The organism is Hymenobacter miniatus (assembly GCF_016427455.1).
GTDB lineage: Bacteria > Bacteroidota > Bacteroidia > Cytophagales > Hymenobacteraceae > Hymenobacter > Hymenobacter armeniacus.
Map to the genome: position 1 here is coordinate 100,518 of NZ_JAELXR010000011.1, position 22,092 is coordinate 122,609.

22 protein-coding genes are annotated in these 22,092 nt (G+C 64.0%); 6 read left to right on the plus strand and 16 right to left on the minus strand.

The genetic code is table 11. The annotated features are described in order from the left end of the window. Nucleotides 1–89: 89 nt before the first annotated feature. From JAO73_RS17145 to JAO73_RS17175, 7 genes are all read right to left on the minus strand, one after another. On the minus strand, nucleotides 90–2,258 hold the full coding sequence (locus tag JAO73_RS17145; protein ID WP_198978364.1) for a flotillin family protein: 2,169 nt from the start codon (nucleotides 2,256–2,258) through the stop codon (nucleotides 90–92). 66 nt (nucleotides 2,259–2,324) lie between these two features. Next, nucleotides 2,325–2,573: a hypothetical protein gene (locus JAO73_RS17150; protein ID WP_198978365.1), complete on the minus strand. Its 249-nt coding sequence runs from the start codon at nucleotides 2,571–2,573 to the stop codon at nucleotides 2,325–2,327. Further along, nucleotides 2,570–2,968 (minus strand): hypothetical protein, encoded by a 399-nt coding sequence (locus JAO73_RS17155; protein ID WP_198978366.1) that lies wholly within the window; start codon nucleotides 2,966–2,968, stop codon nucleotides 2,570–2,572. Before JAO73_RS17155 ends, JAO73_RS17150 begins: the two co-directional genes overlap by 4 nt. Before the next feature lie 635 nt (nucleotides 2,969–3,603). Then, nucleotides 3,604–3,981: a VOC family protein gene (locus JAO73_RS17160; RefSeq protein WP_198978367.1), complete on the minus strand. Its 378-nt coding sequence runs from the start codon at nucleotides 3,979–3,981 to the stop codon at nucleotides 3,604–3,606. Nucleotides 3,982–3,995: 14 nt separating this feature from the next. After that, nucleotides 3,996–4,532 carry a dihydrofolate reductase family protein gene (locus tag JAO73_RS17165; RefSeq protein WP_198978368.1) on the minus strand — a complete coding sequence of 179 codons (537 nt, stop codon included), beginning with the start codon at nucleotides 4,530–4,532 and terminating at the stop codon, nucleotides 3,996–3,998. 19 nt (nucleotides 4,533–4,551) lie between these two features. Beyond that, nucleotides 4,552–4,977 carry a VOC family protein gene (locus JAO73_RS17170; RefSeq protein WP_198978369.1) on the minus strand — a complete coding sequence of 142 codons (426 nt, stop codon included), beginning with the start codon at nucleotides 4,975–4,977 and terminating at the stop codon, nucleotides 4,552–4,554. A gap of 60 nt (nucleotides 4,978–5,037) precedes the next feature. After that, nucleotides 5,038–5,469 carry a DoxX family protein gene (locus tag JAO73_RS17175; protein ID WP_198978370.1) on the minus strand — a complete coding sequence of 144 codons (432 nt, stop codon included), beginning with the start codon at nucleotides 5,467–5,469 and terminating at the stop codon, nucleotides 5,038–5,040. Between the two features lie 144 nt (nucleotides 5,470–5,613). Between JAO73_RS17175 and JAO73_RS17180 the strand changes: the two genes are divergently transcribed. Further along, nucleotides 5,614–6,606, plus strand: a complete 993-nt coding sequence (locus JAO73_RS17180; protein ID WP_198978371.1) for a GlxA family transcriptional regulator — start codon at nucleotides 5,614–5,616, stop codon at nucleotides 6,604–6,606. Nucleotides 6,607–6,723: 117 nt separating this feature from the next. Here JAO73_RS17180 and JAO73_RS17185 read toward each other — a convergent pair whose 3' ends face one another. Next, nucleotides 6,724–7,203 carry a hypothetical protein gene (locus tag JAO73_RS17185; RefSeq protein WP_198978372.1) on the minus strand — a complete coding sequence of 160 codons (480 nt, stop codon included), beginning with the start codon at nucleotides 7,201–7,203 and terminating at the stop codon, nucleotides 6,724–6,726. A gap of 618 nt (nucleotides 7,204–7,821) precedes the next feature. Here JAO73_RS17185 and JAO73_RS17190 point away from each other — a divergent pair. Beyond that, nucleotides 7,822–9,072, plus strand: a complete 1,251-nt coding sequence (locus tag JAO73_RS17190; protein ID WP_198978373.1) for a serpin family protein — start codon at nucleotides 7,822–7,824, stop codon at nucleotides 9,070–9,072. A gap of 139 nt (nucleotides 9,073–9,211) precedes the next feature. Here the strand turns inward: JAO73_RS17190 and JAO73_RS17195 are convergent, their stop codons facing one another. From JAO73_RS17195 to JAO73_RS17210, 4 genes are all read right to left on the minus strand, one after another. Continuing rightward, nucleotides 9,212–9,631: a response regulator gene (locus tag JAO73_RS17195; protein ID WP_190922869.1), complete on the minus strand. Its 420-nt coding sequence runs from the start codon at nucleotides 9,629–9,631 to the stop codon at nucleotides 9,212–9,214. 33 nt (nucleotides 9,632–9,664) lie between these two features. Further along, on the minus strand, nucleotides 9,665–12,232 hold the full coding sequence (locus tag JAO73_RS17200; protein ID WP_198978374.1) for a PAS domain-containing protein: 2,568 nt from the start codon (nucleotides 12,230–12,232) through the stop codon (nucleotides 9,665–9,667). A 101-nt stretch (nucleotides 12,233–12,333) separates the two neighbouring features. Then, nucleotides 12,334–12,696 carry a glyoxalase superfamily protein gene (locus tag JAO73_RS17205; protein WP_198978375.1) on the minus strand — a complete coding sequence of 121 codons (363 nt, stop codon included), beginning with the start codon at nucleotides 12,694–12,696 and terminating at the stop codon, nucleotides 12,334–12,336. 3 nt (nucleotides 12,697–12,699) lie between these two features. Further along, nucleotides 12,700–13,347 (minus strand): zinc ribbon domain-containing protein, encoded by a 648-nt coding sequence (locus tag JAO73_RS17210; RefSeq protein WP_198978376.1) that lies wholly within the window; start codon nucleotides 13,345–13,347, stop codon nucleotides 12,700–12,702. 252 nt (nucleotides 13,348–13,599) lie between these two features. Here JAO73_RS17210 and JAO73_RS17215 point away from each other — a divergent pair, with 252 nt between their 5' ends. Together JAO73_RS17215 and JAO73_RS17220 are read left to right on the plus strand one after the other, a co-directional pair. Beyond that, on the plus strand, nucleotides 13,600–13,977 hold the full coding sequence (locus JAO73_RS17215; protein ID WP_198978377.1) for a hypothetical protein: 378 nt from the start codon (nucleotides 13,600–13,602) through the stop codon (nucleotides 13,975–13,977). A 92-nt stretch (nucleotides 13,978–14,069) separates the two neighbouring features. After that, on the plus strand, nucleotides 14,070–14,420 hold the full coding sequence (locus JAO73_RS17220) for a DUF3140 domain-containing protein (RefSeq protein WP_198978378.1): 351 nt from the start codon (nucleotides 14,070–14,072) through the stop codon (nucleotides 14,418–14,420). 29 nt (nucleotides 14,421–14,449) lie between these two features. On the opposite strand, the gene JAO73_RS17225 is transcribed toward JAO73_RS17220, so the two are convergent. The 4 genes from JAO73_RS17225 to JAO73_RS17240 all read right to left on the minus strand — a co-directional run bounded on the left by JAO73_RS17225 (nucleotide 14,450) and on the right by JAO73_RS17240 (nucleotide 19,323). After that, nucleotides 14,450–15,760, minus strand: a complete 1,311-nt coding sequence (locus JAO73_RS17225) for an amidohydrolase family protein (protein ID WP_198978379.1) — start codon at nucleotides 15,758–15,760, stop codon at nucleotides 14,450–14,452. A 333-nt stretch (nucleotides 15,761–16,093) separates the two neighbouring features. Further along, on the minus strand, nucleotides 16,094–17,416 hold the full coding sequence (locus JAO73_RS17230; protein WP_198978380.1) for a glycoside hydrolase family 28 protein: 1,323 nt from the start codon (nucleotides 17,414–17,416) through the stop codon (nucleotides 16,094–16,096). Between the two features lie 111 nt (nucleotides 17,417–17,527). Beyond that, nucleotides 17,528–18,214: a spondin domain-containing protein gene (locus JAO73_RS17235; protein WP_198978381.1), complete on the minus strand. Its 687-nt coding sequence runs from the start codon at nucleotides 18,212–18,214 to the stop codon at nucleotides 17,528–17,530. A gap of 245 nt (nucleotides 18,215–18,459) precedes the next feature. Beyond that, nucleotides 18,460–19,323 carry an ETX/MTX2 family pore-forming toxin gene (locus JAO73_RS17240; RefSeq protein ID WP_198978382.1) on the minus strand — a complete coding sequence of 288 codons (864 nt, stop codon included), beginning with the start codon at nucleotides 19,321–19,323 and terminating at the stop codon, nucleotides 18,460–18,462. Between the two features lie 338 nt (nucleotides 19,324–19,661). Between JAO73_RS17240 and JAO73_RS17245 the strand changes: the two genes are divergently transcribed. Both JAO73_RS17245 and JAO73_RS17250 read left to right on the plus strand, forming a co-directional pair. Next, nucleotides 19,662–20,135, plus strand: a complete 474-nt coding sequence (locus JAO73_RS17245) for a hypothetical protein (protein WP_198978383.1) — start codon at nucleotides 19,662–19,664, stop codon at nucleotides 20,133–20,135. 376 nt (nucleotides 20,136–20,511) lie between these two features. Further along, nucleotides 20,512–21,885 carry a phage tail-like protein gene (locus JAO73_RS17250; RefSeq protein WP_198978384.1) on the plus strand — a complete coding sequence of 458 codons (1,374 nt, stop codon included), beginning with the start codon at nucleotides 20,512–20,514 and terminating at the stop codon, nucleotides 21,883–21,885. Nucleotides 21,886–22,092: the final 207 nt, after the last annotated feature.

Sequence of the window (22,092 nt, forward strand, 5' to 3'; positions counted from 1 at the left end):
ATAGTAAATCTGGTTGCTCTTCGCCGTGGAGACGCTTCGACAAGCGGACGCCAGATGCGCAGGACGGGCTGATGTTGTGCTGATTCAGCTTACGCCAAATTCAGCGTCTTCACCGGCTTGTCGCCAATGCCCAAAGCCTTGGCCGTGCTCGTCAGCTGCGTGATGGTGTTGCGGGTGGCATCGTCGCCGGCCTTGTTCATCATTTGCAGCAGCAGCGCCGAGACACTAAGGTTCTTCATGTCCTCGCTATTAAGGCCGAACTGGTCCACGAAGCGGCGCAGGTTGGTTTTGAAGTCTCCCCCGCCATCGTGGCCAAAAAAGGCGTCTTTCACCGTGCCCAGTACTTCGGAATTGTGCACGGCGCGGTCCACCATTTTGCCCTTGGTAATGGAGCCGATAATTTGGTCGAAGAACATGGTTTCGCCGCCCACGATGTCGATTTTGGCCGATTTGAGGGCTTCCGAAATGACTCCAGCCTGGGCACCGGCAATGTCTTTCTGAATGTTGATTTGGGCCAATTCCACGGCCTTGTCCTTATCGAGGCGCAGCTTGAACTCTTCGTGGTCTTTGCCCACGCCGTCGAGCTTTTTCATGGCGTCGGCCTTGGCTTCGATGCCCTTGGCTTCTACCGCGAAGCGCTGCTCGTTCACGGTCACTTCGGCCAAGCCGCGCTTCTGGTCGGCGTCGGCTTTGGCTTCGATGACGCTGGCTTCGGCCAAGCCTTTTTCCAGGTTTACTTTGGCGGCTACCACGCCCAGCTTTTCGTCGGCTTCGGCCTGGGCCGTGGCGCGCACTTGGATGGACTGCGCCTCGGCTGTGGCCGTGAGCTGCATTACGTTGGCTTCCGACTCGCCTTCCTTCTGGCGGGCGGCGGCCTTGGCTTGCATCACCTGGGCTTCGGCCAGGCCCACGGCGCTGGCTTTGCTGGCCTCGGCTTCGGCCATGATGCGCACGGCTTGTGAGCGGTGCTCGGCCGCGGCTTTTTCGGCTTCGGCATCTATGAGGGCTTGCTTGGCGCGGAACTCGGCAGCTTGCTTTTCCATCTCGGCCGTGCCCACCAGGGCGATGGTCGACTGCTCGGTTTCCTGCCGGGCTTTGGTCACGGCCACCAGCTTTTCGCGGTCGGCCTGGGCCTGGGCGCGGGTGTCCTTGATGCGCTCCTCTTCAATTACCGTGGCTTTCTCCACCGTAATGCGCTCCCGAATGATGCCCTGAATGTTTTTGCGCTCTTCTTCCAGGGCTTTCTCCTTTTCAATCTGGGCCAGGGCCACGATGCGCTCCCGCTCGTTGATTTCCAAGGAACGGGCCTGCTCCACGCGCTCGGTTTCCACGGCGTCGGTGCGCTGCTTGTTGCGCTCGGCCACCAAAATTTGCCGGTCGCGGTTCTGCTCCGAAATCTTAATTTCCTCGTCGGCCATGATGCGGGCTTTCTCGCCCTTCATGCGCTCCTCCTGGCGCACCTTTTCGGTTTCGGCGGCTTCGCGGGCCTTGATGTTGGCAATTTCGCGGTACTGCTTTTCCTGGTTTTCGGCCAGTTGCTTTTCGAGCTGCAGAATGGTTTCCTGCGCTTCCACGTCCTGCTTCTTGATGGTTTTCTGCTGGTCGCGCTGAATTTGATTGGCCTGAATTTTCTGTTCCGACGTCAGGGCAATAATTTTCTTGATGCCTTCCGCGTCGAGAATGTTGTCCTGGTTCAGCGAGGTCAGCGGGGTTTGCTCCAGGTAATCAATGGCGCAGTCATCCAGCACGTACCCGTTCAAATCAGTGCCGATGATGCGCAGAATCTCCTGCTTGAACTGTTCGCGGGAGTTATAGAGTTCGATGAAATCGAAGTGCTTGCCCACGGTTTTCAGGGCTTCGGAAAACTTGGCGTCGAACAAGCTTTCCAGCGCCAGCGGGTCGGAGGCGCGGTGCGCGCCGATGCTTTGGGCCACGTTCACCACGTCGTCGTGCGTTTTATTGACGCGGATGAAGAAATTCACTTTCACGTCGGCCCGCAGGTTGTCTTTGCACACCAGCCCTTCGGAGCCGGCCCGCGAAATGACGATGGTTTTCAGCTTAATATCCATCACCTCCAGTTTGTGGAGAATGGGCACCACGATGATGCCCGAGAAGGAAACCTTGGCATCGCCCATGCCGGTGCGCAGCAGGGCCTCGCCCTGCACGGCTTTCTTGTACATCTTGGCGATGACCGCCAAAAAGCCAAGGAGAAACAGGCCGACGATAATCAGAACGGCCCAGGAAAGGGAAGCTAGCATGGGAGTAGGAGTGGTGGAATAAGGTAGGTGATGGGTGCGTTGAAATGGTTGTAGGGGAAAGCCAGGTTACTGCACTTGGTAAGGTTCGACCACGTAGCAGCGCCGCGTTGCGTCGAAGTCGATAACCAAGCCGGTGTCGCCCTTCGTCAGCGGCGTGCCGGTGCTGCGCACGTTCAGCATGAGCGGGGCCCCGTCGATGCGCACCGAGGCCTGGCCCAAGTGGCTGGAAGTGGCCGGCAGCAGCACGGTACACACCTTGCCAATGACCACCACGTCGGAGTCGTGGTCCTTTTCCAGCGCCGTGAATAGCTTCACGAAAGGCAGGGTGAGAACCTTGGCCACAAACAAACGCCGACGAACAAGGGCAGCAAGAAGCCCACTCCTAACAGCCAGGAAGTGTTTTCGGTGTAGTAATTGACCAGTATGCTGCCCACCCAAAGCGGCAAAAACACGAAGCTGAGGAACACCATCAGCGGGATGCGGCCCAGGTTGAAAAAGGCCAGGGCGCCATTAAGCCAGCTGCTATTGGCCGCTTCGGGGTGAAAATCGCCGGGGTGGTGGAAGTGGCCGTGGTCGTCCAAATCGAGGTCCACCGTTTTCATGTCGAGCAAACCCACTATCACCGTGAGCCAGTAGAGCAACACAAAAACCAGCAGCCCCGTGGCGACCAGATTAGGCGGAGAGACAGCGGCTTGTAAAAGTTCGGTCATGGGCGTATACAGGGCAGCTTAAAGGTAGGAGTATTCGGCCGATTCCAACGCCGGTTTGGCCCGTTTGGTCTAGTCACCGTAGCCAACTATTTGTTTTTAATGCGTTGAATTCTTCCCTCGTTTGCCAGCGTCATTGGCTTGTGGAGGGCGATGCTCACCGTCGCGCGGGCTTTGAGGCTTTCAGCTGGTTTTCTCATTAATGGCAGACTTGAGGGTAGGCACGCGCTGTCCCATTTGGGCAGCGGAGTGCTCAGCCTGGAGTAATCGGTGATGGCGCGCGCGGCCTTGCCCTCTTCCGGCTGGTTTTGTAATTGGCTGTTTCGGCGCGGAAGCTTTTGTTTTGTTGCAGGCTCGGATAGTCATCGCCTTCGCCACTGCCAAGTCGTGCAGGTCTTTTTTAAGGTCCTGTTGGAGGTCACACCGGCCCTGTTCGATGAGCGAATGGCCGAGCTAGAGCGTAAAGCAGAAGAACTTGCAGCGTAAACAAGGGGCTGTAGCTAAGACAATTAGTCTTCAAAAGCAGAAAGGCCGGGGCGAAGCATCGTATTGCTTCGCCCCGGCCTTTCATACGGTGTGCTGTCCCTGCTTTGCGAAGCTGCCTGCCCCGGAGACAGGCAGCTTCGATGAAGACCTCGCTACTGTTGCCCGCTAATTTCCTGCAGCGTCCAGGTATTGCCGTCGGGGTCTTGAAACCCGGAATATTTGATGCCGCCCAGGTCCTGAATGGCACCCAGGGCCACGCCGCGGCCGGCCAGCGCGGCGCGGGCCTCTTCAATGTTATCGACCACCAGGTGCAGGCCCCGCAGCGAGCCGGGCGCCATGGCGATGCCCGCCAGGCCCTCGCTCAGGACAATGGAGCAGCCCGAGCCGGGTGGCGTGAGCTGCACCACGCGCACCGGGCCGCCCGGCCGCACGTCGTGGTCGAGCCGGAAGCCCACATGCTCGGCGTAGAAGTGCTTGGCGCGGTCGATGTCGGCGACGGGCACGGGAATGAGCTCTAGTTTCAGGTTCATTGAGATGGGAGATGTCAGGCCGTGGCCCGTTCGTAGGTGAGGACGAGCACGCCGGTGCGGGTGGTGTGCGACGATTTTAGCGTGAACTCCGAGCCGATTTCGGCGGTGAACAGGCGCTTGCCGGTGCCTCGCACCAGTGGGAACACCATGAGGCGGTAGGTATCAATCAACTGGTGCTGGCGCAGGTATTCCACCAGCTGCCCGCTCCCGTAAATCAACAGGTTCTGGCCGGGCTCCTCTTTCAGTTTGGCCACGGCCGCGGCCACGTCGCCCTGAATGATTTCGGCGTTCCACTCGGCGGTTTGAAGCGTGCGCGAGGCCACGTGCTTGGGCAGGCGGTTCATGAGGGCGGCGCCGGGGGCGTCGGGCATGTTGGGCCAGGCCCCGGCGAAGGCCTCATAGGTCACGCGGCCCAGCAGCAGGGCATCGGCGGCCTGCATGAGTTCGCCCTGAAACTCGCCCAGCTCGTCGTTGAAGTAAGGGGCGGTCCAGGCCGGGTTTTCCATCACCCCGTCCAGGGTGAGGTATTCGGCAGCAACTACTTTGCACATAAGATGTTGGTGAAGGCGGCTACTCGCCGGGGCAGTTCCACAAATTGAACATCCACTCCGTGCCGAACCGGTCGATGAGCGTCCCGAACTTACCACCCCAAAACATATCCGCCAGCGGGTCGACGACGGTGCCGCCCTCGCCCAGCTTGGCGAACAGGGCGTTGAGTTCCGCCTCGCTGTCGCAGTTCAGGCACATGGCAATGGTGTTGCCGGGCGCAAACGGGCGGCGCGTATCCAGGGCGTCGCAGGCCATGAGCACGAGCGGGCCAGCGGTGAGGGAGCCGTGCATAATCTGGTCCTGGGCTTCGGCGGGCAGGTGCCCGGCCATGGCCGTATCGCCGACGCGCATCAGGTTGAGCTCGCCGCCAAGGCAGCTGTGATAGAAAGTAAGGGCTTCGCGGCACGTGCCGTTGGGAAATGCGAGATGGGGGTTTAACGAGGCCATGAGCGTGGCAGGGGAAAGAGGTGAAAGGAAAAGATGAGCGGTTGAAAAGTCCGGCAAAGGCTAAATGGCATAGGCAGGGCTGGCCGCCTCGGCTGGTGCGGCGGCCGCGGTCCGCCGCGCCCGGCCGGCCAGATACTGCTTCCACAGGAAATACATACCGAGCAGCACGGCCAGCATCACCGCAGCCGGAACAGCGGCCGCCACGCCCATGCCCGCAAACAGCACCGAGGCGCCCGCGCCCATAAAGTCGATGGCAAAGCCGGCATAGGCCCATTCCTTTAGCGCGCGGTACTTGTGTTGGAGCAGGGCCAGCGCGCCCAGGATTTTGGCCGCGCCGGTGATGTCCATGAGGTAGACGGGGTAGCCGAGCTGCTTCATGGCGACCACGCCGTTTTGCTCGTGCAGCAAGCCGGCGACGCCGTCGGCCAGCATCATCAGGCAGAAAAGAATGGTGAGGCCCCAGTAGAGGCGGGCGGTGGTGCGGGGTTGCATAGTGAGAATTTTTGGGGGTGAAGAAAATTGTTTTAGTATTTCTAACTGATTTAGCAAAGGTATTAGCAAAATTGGGCTGGCAACAGGGGGGATTGCGCCCAAATAGGGGGCCGAATGCGCCAGGCTTGTGCCTACATTTGGGTCATGAAGCACGTATCCATACTGGTGCCCGTCGGCGAGGCCGTGGTGGGTAGCATTGAGGGGCCGCACAAGGTGCTGTGCCAGGTGAACGACCTGCTGGCCAGCATGGGCCAGCCGCCTGCTTTCGAGGTGGAGCTGGTGGGCCTCACCCGGCACAAGGCCTTCAACCGCGGCCTGTTCACCCTGCGCGCCGACCGCCTGCTCGACGAAGAATTCCGCACCGACCTCATCCTCGTTCCCGCCCCGCACGGCGACCTGGCCGAGGCCGTGGCGCTCAACCAAGAGTTTCTGCCCTGGATAGTGCGCCAGCACCGCGCCGGGGCCGAAGTGGCCAGCCTGTGCCTGGGCGCGTTCATTCTGGCCGCCACGGGCCTGATGGACGGCAAAAAGTGCGCGACGCACTGGCTCGGCGCCCCGCAGTTCGCGGCCATGTACCCGCGGGTGCACCTCGTGCCCGAGCAGGTCATCACCGACGAGCAGGGCCTGTACAGCAGCGGCGGGGCCTATTCCTACCTCAACCTGGTGCTCTACCTCATCGAAAAGCACGTGAGCCGCGACGTGGCCGTGTGCTGCGCCAAAGTGTTTCAGATTGACATCGGGCGCCAGAGCCAGTCGCCGTTCGTCATTTTCCAGGGCCAGAAGGGGCACGACGACGAGCCCATCAAAAAGGCCCAGGAGTTCATAGAAAAGAACCTGGCCGGCAAAATTACCATCGACGACCTGGCCGCCCTGTGCTGCCTGAGCCGCCGCAACTTTGAGCGGCGCTTTCGCAAAGCCACCGGCAACGCCGTGGCCGAATACGTGCAGCGCGTGAAGATTGAAGCTGCCAAAATGAGCCTCGAATCGTCGCAGGACAACGTGAGCGAGGTGATGTATTCGGTGGGCTACACCGACACCAAGGCGTTTCGCACGCTGTTTAAGCGCATCACGGGCGTGTCGCCGGTGGCGTACCGCGACCGGTACAGCCGCAAGCGCCCCCTGGCCGCGGCCGCGTAGGCGGGCACCAAAACGACTCGGCCCCCGGTGGCGCCGTGCGGGGCACGGGCGTCCATCGGGGGCCGAGTCATGTAGCGGTGGGCCTCGTCGCCAGGCCCACCGCGCTGGCTGGGGCGGTTAGCGGGTCACCGAGGCAATGGCTGCCGGAGCTTGGGCAGGCGTCAGCTCGGGCACCGAGATGGTGGTTTGCGGGCCTTTTTGCACCTGCACGTTGTAGCGGTACCGCTCGCGGCCCACGCGCAGCAGCACGGCATACTTACCGGCCGGCACGCCGGCAAAGTTGAGCTTGCTGCCGTAGGAGGCCTGGCGGTTTACTTCGCTCACCAGGAAGGTGTTGTGCGTCAGGCACAGCACATCCATGCGCACTTTTTCCAGCTTGGGATTTTCCACGGTGAAGGACAGGCACTGCGCGTCGGCTTGCTTGGCTTTCACGGCGGGGGCATCTTGGGCCAAGGCGGTGCCGGCGGTGCCCAATACGGCCAGGCCGCCCAGGAGCAGGGCCCGCAACATCGGGGCCGAGGCCAGGCGCTGAGCGCGGGTGGAGGTGGTGGCGCCAGTCAGTTGCTGGGCGGGGCGGAGGGAGAGGAAACGGTTCATGGTACTTACAGAAAAAAGGTGAGGGTGAATTTTTTGCAGAAAAAAGGCGGGGCGGCAGGCGAAGGAGAGTGGCGCGTGTTACAGTACTGGGCGACGAACAGTACAAATGTATGGTAGGTACTTTGTAAAGCAAGGTACTGTTATCATGGATGTGCGAAATTTGTGAATGTAATTCCTTTACTGGTTGATTATCAGCGACAAAATTTTTGAAATAATTTTGATTGCTGTGGCGGTCGGGCGTTCTTAGGGTAACTGAAGCGGGGTGGCCGGACTGGCAGGCCATCGGTAGGGCGCACTGTACAGAAGATGCGAACGAAAGAAAAAGGTTGCCTGAGGAGCGTGCGAAGTGGGCCGAGCGGTGCAAAACGAGGGGAGGAGGGCGCTTTCAAAAGTGGATACCGCCGCAAGTGGCAAACGTTACAGCCCGTCAGAAAAAAAATATTCAGGAGTTAAAATGATTGTTACGGGCGCTTGGCGCGCCGTCTAGGAGCAGAATAGCGCGGGCTCCGCCGCCGTCCGCTGGCCGCCGTGCAACCGGGCGGCGGCGTTGCCGGTCAGAAACCCGGAAGGAGGCCGCGCCCGGCCCCGAATAGGTTTGCCACTTTACCCTACTGCATTATGTTAACATTTTCTGCAAAACCGGCCCTGCTGGGCCTGCTGGCCGGGGGGCTGCTGTTTTCGTCCTGTCAGAAGCATGATGTGGCCGCGCCCGACCCGGCTGCACCCGAGGCCACGCCCGTGCGGCCGCTCACCGGTGCCGAGCGCAACACCGTGACCAGCGCCAACGATTTCGCCTTCCAAGCCTTTGGCGCGTTGCGCGCCGCCGCGCCGGCCGACAACATCTGCATCTCGCCCTTGAGCATTTCGGCGGCCCTCACCATGGCCTACAACGGGGCCGACGGCACCACCAAGGCCGCCATGAAGCAAACGCTGGGCTTCCAGCCGCTCACCGACCTCCAAATCAACGAGGCCTTCCAAAGCCTGTTTGCGCTGCTGGGCGGGCTCGACCCCAAGGTGACTTTCACCACCGGCAACTCCATTTGGGTGGGGCAGCAGTACCAGCTGCAGGCGCCGTTTGTGCAAACCAACCAGCAGTATTTCGGGGCCACGGTGCAGCCCGTGGCCTTCGGGGCGCCGGCCACCACCGCCCTCATCAATAACTGGGTGAACACCCAGACCCGGGGCAAAATCACTCGCATCCTCGACGGCACCGACCCCAACGACGTGATGTACCTCATCAACGCGCTCTACTTCAAAGGCGCCTGGACGTACCGCTTCGACCCGCAGAACACGCGCCCCGGGCCTTTTTTCTACGAAAACGGCACATCGGCCACCAAGAGCTTCATGAGCCTGACCACCGGCCGCTACCGCCGCTACCGCGACGCCCAGCAGCTGGTGGTAGACCTGCCTTATGGCAACCGGCGCTTCAGCATGACGCTCGTGGTGCCGCAGGGACAGAACACGCTGGCCAACGTAGCCAGTCGCCTCACCAACTCCCAACTGAACGCCTGGCTGGCCGCCACCGACTCGACCGGCCTGGAGCTGCGGCTGCCCAAGTTCCAGCTGGCCTACGAGCAGAAGCTCAACGCCATGCTTACGCAACTGGGTATGGGCGTGGCCTTTTCGGGCCAAGCCAACTTTGGCCGCATGCTGGCCGGCGGCTCCAGCGGCCTGGCCATCAGCGAGGTGAAGCACAAAACCTTTCTCGACGTGAACGAAGAAGGCACCGAGGCGGCGGCCGTTACCTCGGTAGGGATTGTGGTGACTTCTTTGCCCCAGCCCACGTTTGTGGACCGGCCCTTCCTGTTCCTCATCCGCGAAAAATCCACCGGCAGCATCCTGTTTATGGGGCAGATGACGAACCCCTAGGCGCCGCGCTGCCCGCGCGCATTTGCCGAAACCACTATGCAGCGGCTTGTGGTTTGATAAGCAGCATAGGGCATCATGAGCCGTGAAAAAGCCCCGCCAGCTATTGACGGGGCTTTTTTTACGGCTTGGGTAGTAACTATCAGCAGGCGCGCTGGCGCTGGAAGTGTAGTCGTAGCACGGTGTCTAGTTTTTCCTGGGTCAGGGGTTTGTTGATGCGGCCGGCCGCGGGCAGGCCGTCGAGGCGGGTGAGGTCGCGGGCGTCCATGGAGGTAGTGAGCACTACCACGGTGGTGGCGTGGCGCTGGGCCGGCGGCAGCCGCTGAAACGCTTCCAAAAACTCGATGCCGTTCATCACCGGCATCTGGATGTCGAGCAGAATGAGGGAGGGATAGTGGGGCTGGGGCCCGGCCCCCGACTGCTGCAGCACGGCCAGCGCCTGCTGCCCGTTTTCGGCTACCAGAATGCGCTCGGCCACGTCGTGGCGCTTGAGCAGGCGTTCGTTGAGGAAGTTATTGGTCGCGTCGTCATCGACCAGCAGCACGCTGGAAAGGGTGGGCATAGCTCCCACCTACGCAAGGGCACGCGGCCGGGTTCAGGTCGAATTGGGCAGCACCACCGTGAACGTGGAGCCCTGGCCGGGCTGGCTGTGCACGCGCACGGTGCCGCCGGCGTTTTCGGCCATGCGCTTCACCATATAGAGGCCCACGCCGGTGCCCGGCACGTGGGTGTGCAGGCGCCGAAACATCACAAACAGCTTGGCCTGCTCCTCGTCGCTGAGGCCCAGGCCGTTGTCCTGCACTTCCAGCAGCACTTGGCCATTGGGGCAGGTGGCGTGCAGCGTCACTTCCGGCGGGTGGCCGGGCCGGTGGTACTTCACGGCGTTGGAGAGCAGGTTGTAGAGGATGCTGCGCAGGTTTTTGGGCGAGAAGCGCACGGTGGGGCAGGCGCTCACGTCCACGCGGAGCTGGCCGCCGGTGGCGGCTAGGGCGGGGGCCAGGTCCTGGCGCACGGCCTCGGCCAGGGCGGCCAGGTCCACGGCTTCGGCGGGCTCGGCGTGGGCCAGCTGCAGCTTGCTCACGTCGGTGAGGTGCACCAGCGTGCGCTGGAAACGGGCCACCGACGCGTGCATGAGGCTGAGCAGGTGGGTCACGTCGGCGTCGTGCCGCACGGGGGGGGGCAGCTGCTCTTCCAGGGCCAGCAGCAGGCCTTCGATGTTGGCAATGGGCGCGCGCAAGTCGTGCGAGGCCGTGTACACGAAGGTGTCGAGGTCCACGTTGGCGTGGCTGAGGCGGTCGTTGGTGTCGCGGAGCTCGTCGTTGGCGGCCAGCATTTCTTCGTTGATGGCGGCCAACTCCTCGTTCAGCTCCTGCACCTGCTGGTGGGCCTGCACTTGCTCGGTCACGTCCGTCACCAGGGAGTAAAAGCCCAGCACTTCGCCGCGGTGCACGTCGGGGATGTAGTCGGTGCGGATGTGCCGCACGAAGTCTTTGCGGTAAGGCATTCGGACCTCGAAAGAAAGGCGCTCGCCGGCCAGGGCGCGGGTCATGTAGGCTTCGGTGGCGGCGTATGCCTCCTCGCCCACCACTTCCCGCACGGGCCGGCCCAGCAGCAGGGCCGGGTCGCGGTTGAACCAGGTGCGGTAGGCGTGGTTGGCGAACTGGTAGCGCCGCTCGCGGTCGACGTAGGCAATGAGCACGGGCAGGGCATCGGTGAGCAGGCGCAGGCGCTGGGCCGTGTCCTCGGTGGCCTGGCGGGCGCGCATCTTATCGGTCGAATCGACGATAAAGGCCAGAATGCCGGTGGTGCGCCCCCGCTCGTCGTGCAGCGGTTGGTACACGAAATCGACGTAAATCTGCTTCGTGCGTCCGGTAGCCGGATTGAACAGCTCGGCGGCCATTTCCTTGCCCACAAACGGCTGCCCCGTGGCATACACCTGGTCGAGCAGGGCCACGAAGCCCTGCGACACTACCTCCGGAAACGCCTGCGCCACGGTGAGCCCCAGCTGAGTCCGGTCTCCCGAAAGCTGCTGGTAGGGCTGGTTGAAGAAGGTGTAGCGGTGGTCCGGGCCGGCCATGGTGGCAATGGAAGCCGGCACCTGCTCCAGAATCTGGCGCAGCAGGGCTTGCTGCTGCTGCACCTCGCGGGTGCGCGCGGCCACGCGGGCCTCCAGCTCCTGGTTGAGGTCGAAGAGGGCCTGCTGCGACCGGGCCAGCTCGGTGTTGGACGTCAAAAACTCGTCGTTGCTGGCCCGCAGCTCCTCGTTGATGGCGGCCAGCTCCTCGTTCAGCTCCTGCACGCGCTGGCGGGCGCGCACCTGCTCCGTGATTTCCACGGCAATGTCGACCACGCCCAGCACCTCGCCGCGCGGCCCCAGCAGCGGCTGGTACACAAAATCATAATACGTGGTTTGCACCTGCCCGTCGCGCAGGAGCTGGGCCGGGGTCTCGCGGCCCGTCACCGGCTCCCGCGTGGTCATCACCTGGCGCAGCAGCTCGTCGAAGCCTTGGCCGCGCAGCTCGGGCAAGGCGTCGAGCAGGGGCTGGCCAAGCAATTGCTCCGGCGAGCGTTGCCAGATGGTGCACACCTCTGGGTTGGCCGCCGTGATGCGCAGCTCCGGCCCCTGAAACAGCGCAAAGGCCACCGGCGCCTGCATGAGCACCGCCTGCAGCACGTTGCGCTCGCGCTCGGCCGCGGCGCGGGCCTCCAGCTCGCGGGCCTGGCTGGCGCGCAGCTCCTGCTCGGCAGAAGTGCGCAGCTGGGCGCTGGTGTCTTCGAAGCTCACCACCAGCACGTCGCCCAGGCGCTGGGCCACCAGCACGTAGTAGCCGTCGAGGCCGTCGTGCTGGTAGTTGTTTTGGCGGCGCGCCACCTGCCCCGAGAGAAAGGCGTCGCGGTAGAACTGAAACACGCCGGCGACTTCGGCCGTGGGGTACAGCCCCAGAAACGACTCGGCCGAGCCCGAGGGCACCCGCAGCAGGCGCTGGGCGGTGGCGTTGATGTGCACCACGGCCAGGTCGACGATGGTGCCGGAACCGGCGGCATCGTAGAGCGGCCGCAGCAGCAGCACGCCGCTCGTCGAAATGTCGAGCAGCACGCGCAGCAGGTCTTCCGCAGGGGGGAGGCCGGGCGGCAGCGCGGACGGGGGCAGGTCTGGCATCATGGCGTGGCAAAGCCGGCAATGCTCCGGCAGGGTGAGTCGGCGGCAGGGTAGAATAGGGGCTTACGCAACGGCGGGCAGTGCGGCGGTGTTTGCGCCGGGGCTTAGCCGCGCTCCACAAAAATGAGGCGGTTGCTGAACGGGTCAACCACCGTCATTTCCAGGGCCGTAGGGTCGTAGAACGGCGTTTCCAGGCTGGGGCGGTTGTACATGTAGGGCTGGGCCAGCAGCTGCTTGTGGAAGGAGGCCAGGTGCTCAAAATCGTCGATAAACACCCGCGCCCCGGGCGAGGCGTCGCCGTGGTGCTCGGAAAGGTGCAGGGTGATGTCGGCGCGCGTCACCTGCAGGTAGGCCGGGCTGCCCGCCGGCCGGTGTTCCCAATCGATGCGAAAGCCCAGCCAATTGAGGTAAAACTCCAGGGCTTTGTCGTAATCAAAAATGCGGAGAATGGGCTTAACAGTGGCCATAACCTAATTTTTGGTGCCGCACTCGGCGCAAAACTTTTGCTCGGGTTTCAGGGCTTCGCCGCAGCCGGTGCAGTGGCGGGCCTGGGTGTTGGCGGCGGGGGTGGGCGTGCCGCAGCTGCCGCAAAATTTTTGGTCGGCCGTGAGCTTGGCCTGGCAATTGGGGCATTGCAGCAGGGCGTCGCGGTTCAGAAAGTCGAGGTGCTGGGTGTAGTCCTGGGCGCGGGTTTTCTCGCGAATCTGCTCCTGGGCGGCCTGGGCCTGGTGGGCGCGCAGTTCCTCCTGCTCGTCGGGGGCGCAGGTTTCGCAGAGGCCGGCGCTGTGGTTCCAGCAGGCATCGGGGCACACCCAGTGGCCGCAGCGGGTGCACTGCTTGAACTGCTGCTTGCCCTCGGCCACGGCCGTTTCGAGGGCCGCGTCGTGGGCCTTGCCGCCCACCGCGCGCTGAATGTGGTACGCGGCGTTTTCGGCCCCGCCAAGTCCGCCAAACAGGCTACCGGCCGCCTGCAGCAGGCTCCCCGCAATGCCGATGGCGTTGGGCTGAAACCGCGACATGTAGCCGTTGTGGCACCGGTCGCAGTGAAACTTGAACTGGAAGCCTTTGTCGGTCGAAAGGTCGTCGTAGTTGGCAACGAACTGAATCAGGGTGCTCATAGCAGAAGGTGGAAAGGTGGCATGGGCAAAAGTAGGGAGAGCCATGGAGTTGGAACGGTGGATGCTCCGCTTGGTGGAAGCCGAGAAGTAGGCCCACGCCGGTGCGCGCCGGCCAGATGGGCTGGCAACCGCCGCCTTCCAAAGAATCGGGCGGGCCGCGCAACCTCGCCGCGGCCCCGCCGGTCAGGGCTTCGAACGGGAGGAGCCGGCCGGCCTTGCCCGCGCCTCACCTCCTTTATCTTTTTTATGCGAGTGAAGTACCTGTTTTCGCTGGGCCTGCTGGCTGGCCTGAGCGCAGCCAGCGGCCTGGCCGGCTGCGCCGAAAAAGCCGACGTGGCCCCCGAAGCGCCCTGCGGCACCACCGCCACGGTGCGCCTGTGCCTGGGCAACACCCTGATGTGCCCCACCGAGCACACCACCCTGGTGTTGGCCGACGGCACCCGGCTGCGCCCCCGCGGCCCGCTGTGGGAGGCTTACCTGCCGCAGCAGGCCAATGGCGCTACCTTACGCATTGGCTACACCCGCGGGGCCACGCTGCCGGCCAGCGACATCGCCGACGTGGAGGTCACCATCACTTGCCTGGAGCACCCCATGATGCGTTGCGGCACGCCCTCGCCCGGCGGGTGGTGAGAGGGGAGGTAGGAAGACGGGAAGAGGGGCGCAACTCAACAACTGCGTTGGGAGTACATCGAGAACAAGCTGTTCCACCTTTCCTCTTCCACATGGCTACCTCCCACACCCCCGACGCCGGCGACACCTACGCCACCTTCAAGCAAGACGTGAACATGACGGCCAGTGAGCTGGAAAAATGGCTGAAAACCGACGAATCCAAGTCGGTGGGCCAGGACAGCGGCGACGGCACCAGCATTGGCCGCCACTCCGGCGAGCACATCATCGACATTCTGCACAAGAAGAAGGCCGACCTCACGCCCGCCGACGAAGCCCACATGCACAAGGTGCACAGCTACGTGGCCCGGCATTCGGCCCAGGGCCCGCACGACAAGAAAGACATCGAAACTTCGCGCTGGCGCTACTCCCTCATGAACTGGGGCCACGACCCGCTGAAGAAATAGGGAAAGCGGCTACCGTTGGCCCCAGGGCGCTACTTCGCCGGTTCGTTTTTGATGATTTTCCCGGCCTTCATCACGAAGCGCACCTTTTCCAGCGCCGTGATGTCGGCCAGCGGGTCGCCGTCAACGGCAATGAGGTCGGCGGCCATGCCCGGCTCCAGCGCGCCTATTTTGCCTTTCAAGCCCAGCAGCTCGGCCCCGTTGACGGTGGCGGCCCGGATGATGTCGAGCGGGGCCATCCCGGCCGCGGCGTAGGCCCTGAACATGAGCAAGCTGCTTTGGCCGCGCGTCATGCCCGGGGCCTGGTAGTAAGAGTCGGAGCCGGCCGCAATGCGCACCCCGGCTTTCACCGCTCGTGCGAGGCGCTGGCGGTTGCTGGCGGCAAAGTCTTTAGCGCCTTTTTCGGCCCGCTGGCGCTGTTCGGGGGTGGCGTTGGCGAGTGCACCGCTGGTGTAGTACTCGGCCGGGAAGTCGGTGGGGACCAGGAAAATTTGTTTGGCCTTCATCATTTTCAGCACGTCGTCGGGGATGGTGTAGGCGTGTTCGATGGAGTTCACCCCGGCCTGCGCGGCCATGCGCGTGGCGTCGTCGCCAATGGCGTGGGCAGCCACGGTTTTGCCCTGTCGGTGGGCTTCCTCCACAATGACCTTCAGCTCCTCAAGCGACACCACCCGCGGGTCAGTGTTCACGATGACCTTGATGCAGTCGGCGCCGTCGTAGAGGGCCTGGCGCACGGCCCGGCGGGCTTCCTCCACGCCGCTGACGGCCACGTACTCCTGCGCCACCAGGGCCTGGGCCTCGGGCGTGAGGCGGCCAAACTGCCCGCCCGCTGCCGACAGCGCGCGGGTAGAAGCCACGATGCGCGGCCCCACCACCTCGCCCCGGTTGATGGCGTCGCGCAGGGCCACGTCGCCGTTCAGGCCGCTGTTGCCGAGGTCGCGCACGGTGGTGATGCCGGCTTCCAGGTCTTCGCGGCCCATGGCGGCGCCCAGCAGGGCCCGGCGCGCGGTGCTCATGGTGGCCACGGTGTGCAGCATGTTGTTGTCGTCGCCGCCCAGCTCGGGCAGGTAGTTTTGCAGCAGGTGGGTGTGGGCGTCCACTAGGCCGGGCAGTACCAGGGCGTTGCCCAGGTCCAGCACCTCGGCCCCGGCCGGAATGGCCACGTTGGCGCCCGCCTGCAGAATGGTGCGGCCCTGCACCAGCACCACGGCGTTGGCGATGACGCGGCCGGTGCGCACGTCCAGCAGGCGGCCGCACTTCACGGCCCGGATGGGGGCGGCTGCGGGAGTTTGGGCAAGGCCATTCCGCGGCTGGCTTAGTAGCAGCAAGCCGGCGCAGGTCATTAGGATGTGTCGAAGAAAAAGTAGTTGTTTTTGCATGGTGAAAGGTAGGGCAACAAATGTTCAGATGAAGCAAAGCCTGGCAGAACCAGCCAGCACAAATCAAACAGCGCCACGTCGGTGAATGCGGGGCCGTGCTCCGGCACCCAGTAGCGCTTACCGGCGCATTATCAGCTTTGGGCGCGATGGCCGGTGCGGCCCTCGCCACCTCTTTTTCGCTTGCCTGCCTGTCCGCCTCCTGGCCGCGCCGCCCGCCGGAGCTGGCGGGTGGGCCAGTAAAGCAAAAAGCCCCGCCAGTGACTGGCGAGGCTTTCCGGGGCTAAGTAAGCTGGGGGCTTAATCGGGCTTCAGGGGTGTGACGGCTTTGGCTTCCTGCACGGTTTGGGCCGTGAGGGGCGCGCCGTTGAGGGCCACGTTGACGAATTTGATGTCGGTGTACTTGTTGGGGAAGGCGGCCTGGTCGGCGGTGGCCGTCACGTTTTTGAAGGTGATGTTGCTCACCTTGTCGGTGGGGTTGCCATTGAGGACGGCAAACTGCTTGCACTTCACCTTCACGTTGGAAACGGTGATGTTGCGGATGGTGCCGAAGGGCTTTTCGGTGCTGCCGGCCATGTTGAAAAACTGCGTCCAGGGCGAGAGCGTCACAATGGTGCCGCACTTGCCGGTGATGCCGTCGACGGTGATGTTTTCGTAGACCTGGTAGGTGTCGGGGCGCATTTTGAAGAGCAGCACGGGGCGCTCGTTGTCCATGCGGCAGTTGCGCAGGGTGATGCGGTTGGCGTGAATGCACTCGCTGCCGCAGGTGAGGGCCGCGTGCACTTCGCCGAAGGTGCAATTCTCAATGAGCACGTCTTCGATGGGGCCGTTTTCGGGCAGCTTCTGGGCCGTGGGGCCCTTGCCGCCCTTGATGGCAATGCCGTCGTCGTTGACGGAGATGTAGCAGTTGCGCACGGTCACCTTGCGGCACACGTCGATGTCGATGGCGTCGGTGCTGGGCGCCTTCACCGGCCGGAAGGGCGAGCGGATGTCGCAGCCGTCGATGAGCACGTTGTTGGACTGGTAAAGGTGGGTGGTCCAGAAGCCGGCGTTGTGCAGCTTCACGTTCTTGATGGTCACGTTGTTGGAGCCCCAGATGAAAACCAGGCGCGGGCGGTGCACCTCCAGGTTGGTGGCGTACTTGCCCAGCTTCTGCATCGAGTCGCGGTAAAACCAGAACCGCTTCCAGAACTTCAGCCCGTTGCCATCGATGGTACCAGGCCCGCTGATGGTGAAGCCGTTCACCTGCTTGGCATTTACCAGGGCGGCGTAGTAGTCCAGCTTCTGGCCTTCCATGCGCGAGGGCACCAAGGGGTAGTCGGCAATGTTGTCGGAGCCCTTCAGCTTGGCGCCGGCCTGCAGGCGCAGGTGGGTGTTGGGCTTGAAAAACAGGGCGCCGCTCAGAAACACGCCCTTGGGCACCACCACGGTGCCGCCGCCGGCCGCGCTGGCCTTGTCGATGGCCTGCTGAATGGCTTGGGTGCTGAGTGTGGTGCTGTCGGTGCCGGCTCCGTACTGCGTGATGACGTAGTCTTTGGGGGGCGCGGGCGTTTTCGGGGGCGTGGGGGCGTGCAGCGAAAAAGCCGCCAGGCAGGCCGCCAGCGGCGCAAGGAGAAGTTTCATGGGGCGGGAAATGGGTTGAACGGCGCAAAGAAGCGGCGGGACCGCGGCCGCACTGTTCTGTAGTTACCCGCCCGCTGCCCCACCGGCGCCCGGTACCCGCACCGGCCCGGGTTAGTTGAGGCGCTCCAAGTGCCAGGTGCCCAGGGGCGGGCCATCGGGCGCGGGGCCCTGGGCGGGGGCTAGCCGCAAGGGCGTCACCACGCCGGCGGGCAGCGTGGGTTGGTCGGGCGCGGTGAAGGTGGGGCCGCTGTCGGTGCCGGCGTCGTAGGCGCGGGCGGGCAGGTGGCGCTGCGTGGCCCACTGGCCGGTGGCGTCGAGCAGGTTTTCGTCTTCGAGGGCCACAAACCAGTCGGGGCTGGGCGCTATCATCGTCACCAGGCTCAGGCGCGGGTGGGCAGCGTCGAGGCGAATGGTGTCGGAAACGCTGCCCGGCGAGTTGAAGTAAGGCGCTTCCAGCAGCCGAAACGCGGCTCCGCTGCTTTGCAGGGCGTTTATCTCGGACCGCAGGGCGGTGTTGTTGCCACGCTCGGCCATGTTCTTTATGCCGAGACTGGCCGCCTGGCCGGGCCGGAATAGCAGCGCATCGGCCCGGTGCGAAGCCCCGATGACGGACGAAAAGTGCGCCCCGGCCGGAAAGTTGGCGTGGGTGCCGGCGCTCCAGGTGGCCTCGAACGTGACGCGGTAAAGAGCTGACCCTATTGCCGGCGCGGGCAATGTTTCCCCGGTGTCGGGGGCTGTGGAGCAGGCGGCCAGCCCGACGGCAAACAGCAGCGGAAGGCGATGGAGCGAACGAGGCATGGCACAAAAAGGATGAAGAACCCGGGGCATGTGCCGGGCCAGACGCTGGCTATGTACTGCCCTTACAGGTTCAACGGTTTTTATTGCAAAGTAGCCGGGGCTGGTAGAAATGCCCCCGGGCCGTCAGTCTTCCCTTCACTGCAGCCGCCGCCGGTTTTCTGCGGCCTTCTCCCCAATGCCGGTACCACGCAAAACGGCCCGGAAACGCAGGGTTTCCGGGCCGTTTTTTTAGGCAAGGGGCAAGGTCAAGCTTCCACGCCTTCGGCGGCTACGGCCAGGATGGGGCTCATCGAAGCCTCGGCCACCGGCTCCAGCGCCTGCGGGGCCGCGGCCTTTGCGCTGGCGGCTGAGCTGCGCAGGGGGTATTGCTTGGCCGTGACGCCCACGCTGACGCCCTGGCTGCCCTGGAACACGCCGGTGGCCTGCGTCGTGACGCCGCCCGACACGATGGAGTAGCCCGAGGTGTCGATGATGTTGTGGTCGAGGCAGTCCTGAAACACGGACTGAATGGGGATGAACCACAGCCAGTGGCCGTTCACCTTGTCGTTGTTCCAGATGGCCACGCTGCCCTGCAGCAGCACCGCTTGCGTGAAATTGACGTCGTAGCTCTGCGTCGAAATCACCATGTCGGCCTTCACCGAGCTGTTCGCCGGCACGTTGATGGGCGAGTTCACGCTCCAGGTCTGCGTGTTGGTCTTGGTCTGGCCCTGGGTGGACGACAGCCCCAGGGTGACGGTCACTTTCTGCGAGCTGGAGGCCACGGCCGGCACGCCTTCGGTGGCCGATATCTCAATGCCCACCGACAGCGACTCGGTGATGGACCAGGTGAAGGACTGCTGCGAGGTCTGGGTTTCCTGGAAGGTGTTTTGCTGCTGCACGCTCGTGCCGTTGTCGTACCACAGCTGGTAGGCCACTTCCGAGCCCCCCACCGGCGGGGTGTTGCTGGTGTACACAATGTCCTGCACCTGCACGTTGGTCTGGTACTGGTGGTAGTTGTCGAGGAAGCTCTGGCTGCCGTAGTTGGTGCTGGCCGTAAACCGGCAGCTCGTGCCGTGCTGGCTCGAATACCAGTTGCCCCAGGCGTCGGTGATTTGCTGTAGAGAGTTCATGCGCTGTGCTGTGTAGAAAGGTGAGAAATTAGGTAGTTGTCTTTTGGTATGGCAAAGTAAAATGCTGATATACAGTGGTGATTAACGTAGAAATACCCGCTTTTGAAAATGGGGTAATTCTACCTACCGGGCGGCGGGTGGCCCCACCAGCCCCGCCCCGAAGCAGGCCGCCCAGGACGCGCGGGCCCGGAAAGCCCGGCCAGCTGCTGTCGGAGCATTTCGTGAAATAATGTTCCGATAAGGAGGTTACCTTGTGCCAGAAATACCACCGGTTTCGTACACCACCTGCCCCGCAGGGCGCGCTTGGCCGGGGCGGCATTGGGCATACTAGCGAGCTTATGCAATACTCCTTCTTACTCCTGCTCGGCGGCTGTGCGCTGCTGGCCGGCTGCGGCGCCGATGAAAAGCCGAGCCTCCCCGTGCCCGCCGCCGGCGACAACCGGAGTACCCTCCGCTACCAAATCAACGGGCAAACCTTCGAGGAAGAGGCCCGGGTGAGCTACCAGCCCGCCGCCCCGCCCACCCGCCCCTTCGACGTGCTCAACGTGGAGGCCGGGGACTCGTCCCGGGCTTCGAGCGGCGCCTACGTGCTGGTGGCCTTTCTCAAAGGCGCGGGCCGGCCCGACAGCAACTACGGCGTAGTGTCCATTCGCTACCGCAACCCGACCATCCAGCTCGCGTGGGGCATCAGCCCGCGCGGCACCCTGGCCCAGTGGAACGGCGGCTGGCGCGGCTCATTTAGCGGCCCTGCCACCGACCAGCTGAGCGGCCCCCGGGTGGCCATCGAAGGCGAGTTCATAAACGTGCGCTGAGGCGCCGCGCGGCTGAAGAGCAAGCGGCTACGCTTTCCTGCCCACGGCTCCCGGCCCGTTTCGCTACCCCCAAGCTCATCGTCTTCGGCGGGGGCGGCCCCAAAAACGACCCCGCCGCGAAGCAGCGCCGCGGGCCGCTCCGGCAGCGGCCGTGCGCCGGGACCGGCTGTGGGCCCGTGTCCTGCCGCCTTGCGGCCGTGAAAGCCGCTTCCGGGCCCGCTGCCGGCGCAGCCACACTCCGTGTGGGCCCGCCGACTTACCGGCTGCGGTCGTTCACATACCGCGCTAGGGCAAAAATGGGAATGCCTTGTATTTTTGATTGGCCATTGAAGTCCTTACTTCAGTTCTTGTGTCCATTATCCACGCTTTTACCGCTATGAAGAAAAACTACGTCTGGAACTGGCTGCTGCCGGCTCTGCTCAGCCTGCCGCTGGCCGCTACGGCCCAATCGGTGGGCATCGGTACCACCACCCCCGACCCGAAGGCGGCCCTCGATGTCTCGGCCACGGACAAGGGCCTGCTGGTGCCGCGCCTGACGGCGGCCCAGCGCACCGCCATCAGCAGCCCGCCCGTGGGCTTGCTGGTGTTCCAGACCGACGGCACCCAACCGGGCTTCTGGTACTACTTCGGCGGGGCCTGGACCAGCATTCCCAACGCCAGCACCAGCGGCGACAACCTGGGCAACCACACCGCCACCCAAACTTTCGACCTGAACAACGAACGACTAACCGGGGCGGCCACCCTGTCGCTGGGCGACTCGACGGCCCAAGTGGAGCTCAGCGCCAACGTGCAAGGCCCCAGCGCGGCCCTGCTGACGCGCAGCAAATCCAACCGATTCTTTAGCCGGACCATGCTTTCCGGCTACGGCCGGGGGCCTTATGGGCAGGACATCGACTACGCCGTGTGGGGCAACGCCTACCGCGCCGACGGCTGGGGCGGCATCTTTTCGGCGGGCAAGCCCGGCGGGCCCGTGCGCTGGGTGGGGCTGGCCCAGCACCCGGGCTTCGTGGGCTCGGGTGGGGTCATCCGCATCGTGGACGGCAGCCAGGGCGCGGGCAAGGTGCTCATGTCCGACGGCGTGGGCTACGGCACCTGGCAAAACCCCAAGGCCAACGCCAACTTCGACCTCGGTCCCTACTTCTTGGTGGGCAACGGCGGCAGCGTGGGCCTGCGCATCAGCAACACCGGCAACGTGGGCATTGGCCCCGACGCGCCGCGGGGCAAGTTCGATGTGAACGGGGGCGGCGACGCCTACCTCGTGGACGACCCCAACAACGGCACCAGCCAGAGCGTGTACCTGCCCGGCCACCTCTACCTGGCCCCCTACAGCGGCACCAGCGGCACGGCCTTCGTGCAGGCCCGCGTGCCCAGCCCCGGGGCCGGCACCAGCATCGGCCTCACCCTGCGCACCACCAACGCCGGCACCCTCACTGATGCCCTGCAGCTGAGCGCCAGCGGCGACGCCCGCTTCGCCGGCACCCTGGACCTGGGCCTGACCACGAGCTACACGGATTACACGCTCAACGGCAACAGCTACGGCCAGTTTACCGCCAGCTGCCCCGCCGGCACCGCCCTCGTGAGCGGGGGCGGGGGCCACCGCGACTTCAACAGCGCCCAGCAGGACATCACCGTCAACTTCAGCTCCCCGGACCCCAACGCGCCCAGCTCCACGTGGCTGCTGCGCGTGAGCAACAGCAGCGGCAGCTCGCGGGCCATTCGGGTGTACTGCAACTGTGCCCGCATCCGGTAGGAGGTGCCTGATGGCGCGGGGGTGGCTGCGCTTCCAGGGCTACCCCAAGCTCATCGTCCTCGGCGGGGGCGGCCCCCAAGACGACCCCGACGCGAAGAAGCCCGCCTAAGCCGCGGAAGAAACGAAAAGCCCCGCCAGTTGCTGGCGGGGCTTTTGTTTGTGGGTAAGCGGTGGGCGCTACCTCCTTCATCTGGGGTTTCGCCGTCG

Bases quoted from the DNA above. Each gene is read 5' to 3' on its own strand.
- JAO73_RS17145 (WP_198978364.1), bottom strand. From the start codon at position 2,258: ATGCTAGCTTCCCTTTCCTGGGCCGTTCTGATTATCGTCGGCCTGTTT.
- JAO73_RS17155 (WP_198978366.1), bottom strand. From the start codon at position 2,968: ATGACCGAACTTTTACAAGCCGCTGTCTCTCCGCCTAATCTGGTCGCC.
- JAO73_RS17160 (WP_198978367.1), bottom strand. From the start codon at position 3,981: ATGAACCTGAAACTAGAGCTCATTCCCGTGCCCGTCGCCGACATCGAC.
- JAO73_RS17165 (WP_198978368.1), bottom strand. From the start codon at position 4,532: ATGTGCAAAGTAGTTGCTGCCGAATACCTCACCCTGGACGGGGTGATG.
- JAO73_RS17170 (WP_198978369.1), bottom strand. From the start codon at position 4,977: ATGGCCTCGTTAAACCCCCATCTCGCATTTCCCAACGGCACGTGCCGC.
- JAO73_RS17175 (WP_198978370.1), bottom strand. From the start codon at position 5,469: ATGCAACCCCGCACCACCGCCCGCCTCTACTGGGGCCTCACCATTCTT.
- JAO73_RS17180 (WP_198978371.1), top strand. From the start codon at position 5,614: ATGAAGCACGTATCCATACTGGTGCCCGTCGGCGAGGCCGTGGTGGGT.
- JAO73_RS17185 (WP_198978372.1), bottom strand. From the start codon at position 7,203: ATGAACCGTTTCCTCTCCCTCCGCCCCGCCCAGCAACTGACTGGCGCC.
- JAO73_RS17190 (WP_198978373.1), top strand. From the start codon at position 7,822: ATGTTAACATTTTCTGCAAAACCGGCCCTGCTGGGCCTGCTGGCCGGG.
- JAO73_RS17195 (WP_190922869.1), bottom strand. From the start codon at position 9,631: ATGCCCACCCTTTCCAGCGTGCTGCTGGTCGATGACGACGCGACCAAT.
- JAO73_RS17200 (WP_198978374.1), bottom strand. From the start codon at position 12,232: ATGATGCCAGACCTGCCCCCGTCCGCGCTGCCGCCCGGCCTCCCCCCT.
- JAO73_RS17205 (WP_198978375.1), bottom strand. From the start codon at position 12,696: ATGGCCACTGTTAAGCCCATTCTCCGCATTTTTGATTACGACAAAGCC.
- JAO73_RS17210 (WP_198978376.1), bottom strand. From the start codon at position 13,347: ATGAGCACCCTGATTCAGTTCGTTGCCAACTACGACGACCTTTCGACC.
- JAO73_RS17220 (WP_198978378.1), top strand. From the start codon at position 14,070: ATGGCTACCTCCCACACCCCCGACGCCGGCGACACCTACGCCACCTTC.
- JAO73_RS17225 (WP_198978379.1), bottom strand. From the start codon at position 15,760: ATGACCTGCGCCGGCTTGCTGCTACTAAGCCAGCCGCGGAATGGCCTT.
- JAO73_RS17230 (WP_198978380.1), bottom strand. From the start codon at position 17,416: ATGAAACTTCTCCTTGCGCCGCTGGCGGCCTGCCTGGCGGCTTTTTCG.
- JAO73_RS17235 (WP_198978381.1), bottom strand. From the start codon at position 18,214: ATGCCTCGTTCGCTCCATCGCCTTCCGCTGCTGTTTGCCGTCGGGCTG.
- JAO73_RS17240 (WP_198978382.1), bottom strand. From the start codon at position 19,323: ATGAACTCTCTACAGCAAATCACCGACGCCTGGGGCAACTGGTATTCG.
- JAO73_RS17245 (WP_198978383.1), top strand. From the start codon at position 19,662: ATGCAATACTCCTTCTTACTCCTGCTCGGCGGCTGTGCGCTGCTGGCC.
- JAO73_RS17250 (WP_198978384.1), top strand. From the start codon at position 20,512: ATGAAGAAAAACTACGTCTGGAACTGGCTGCTGCCGGCTCTGCTCAGC.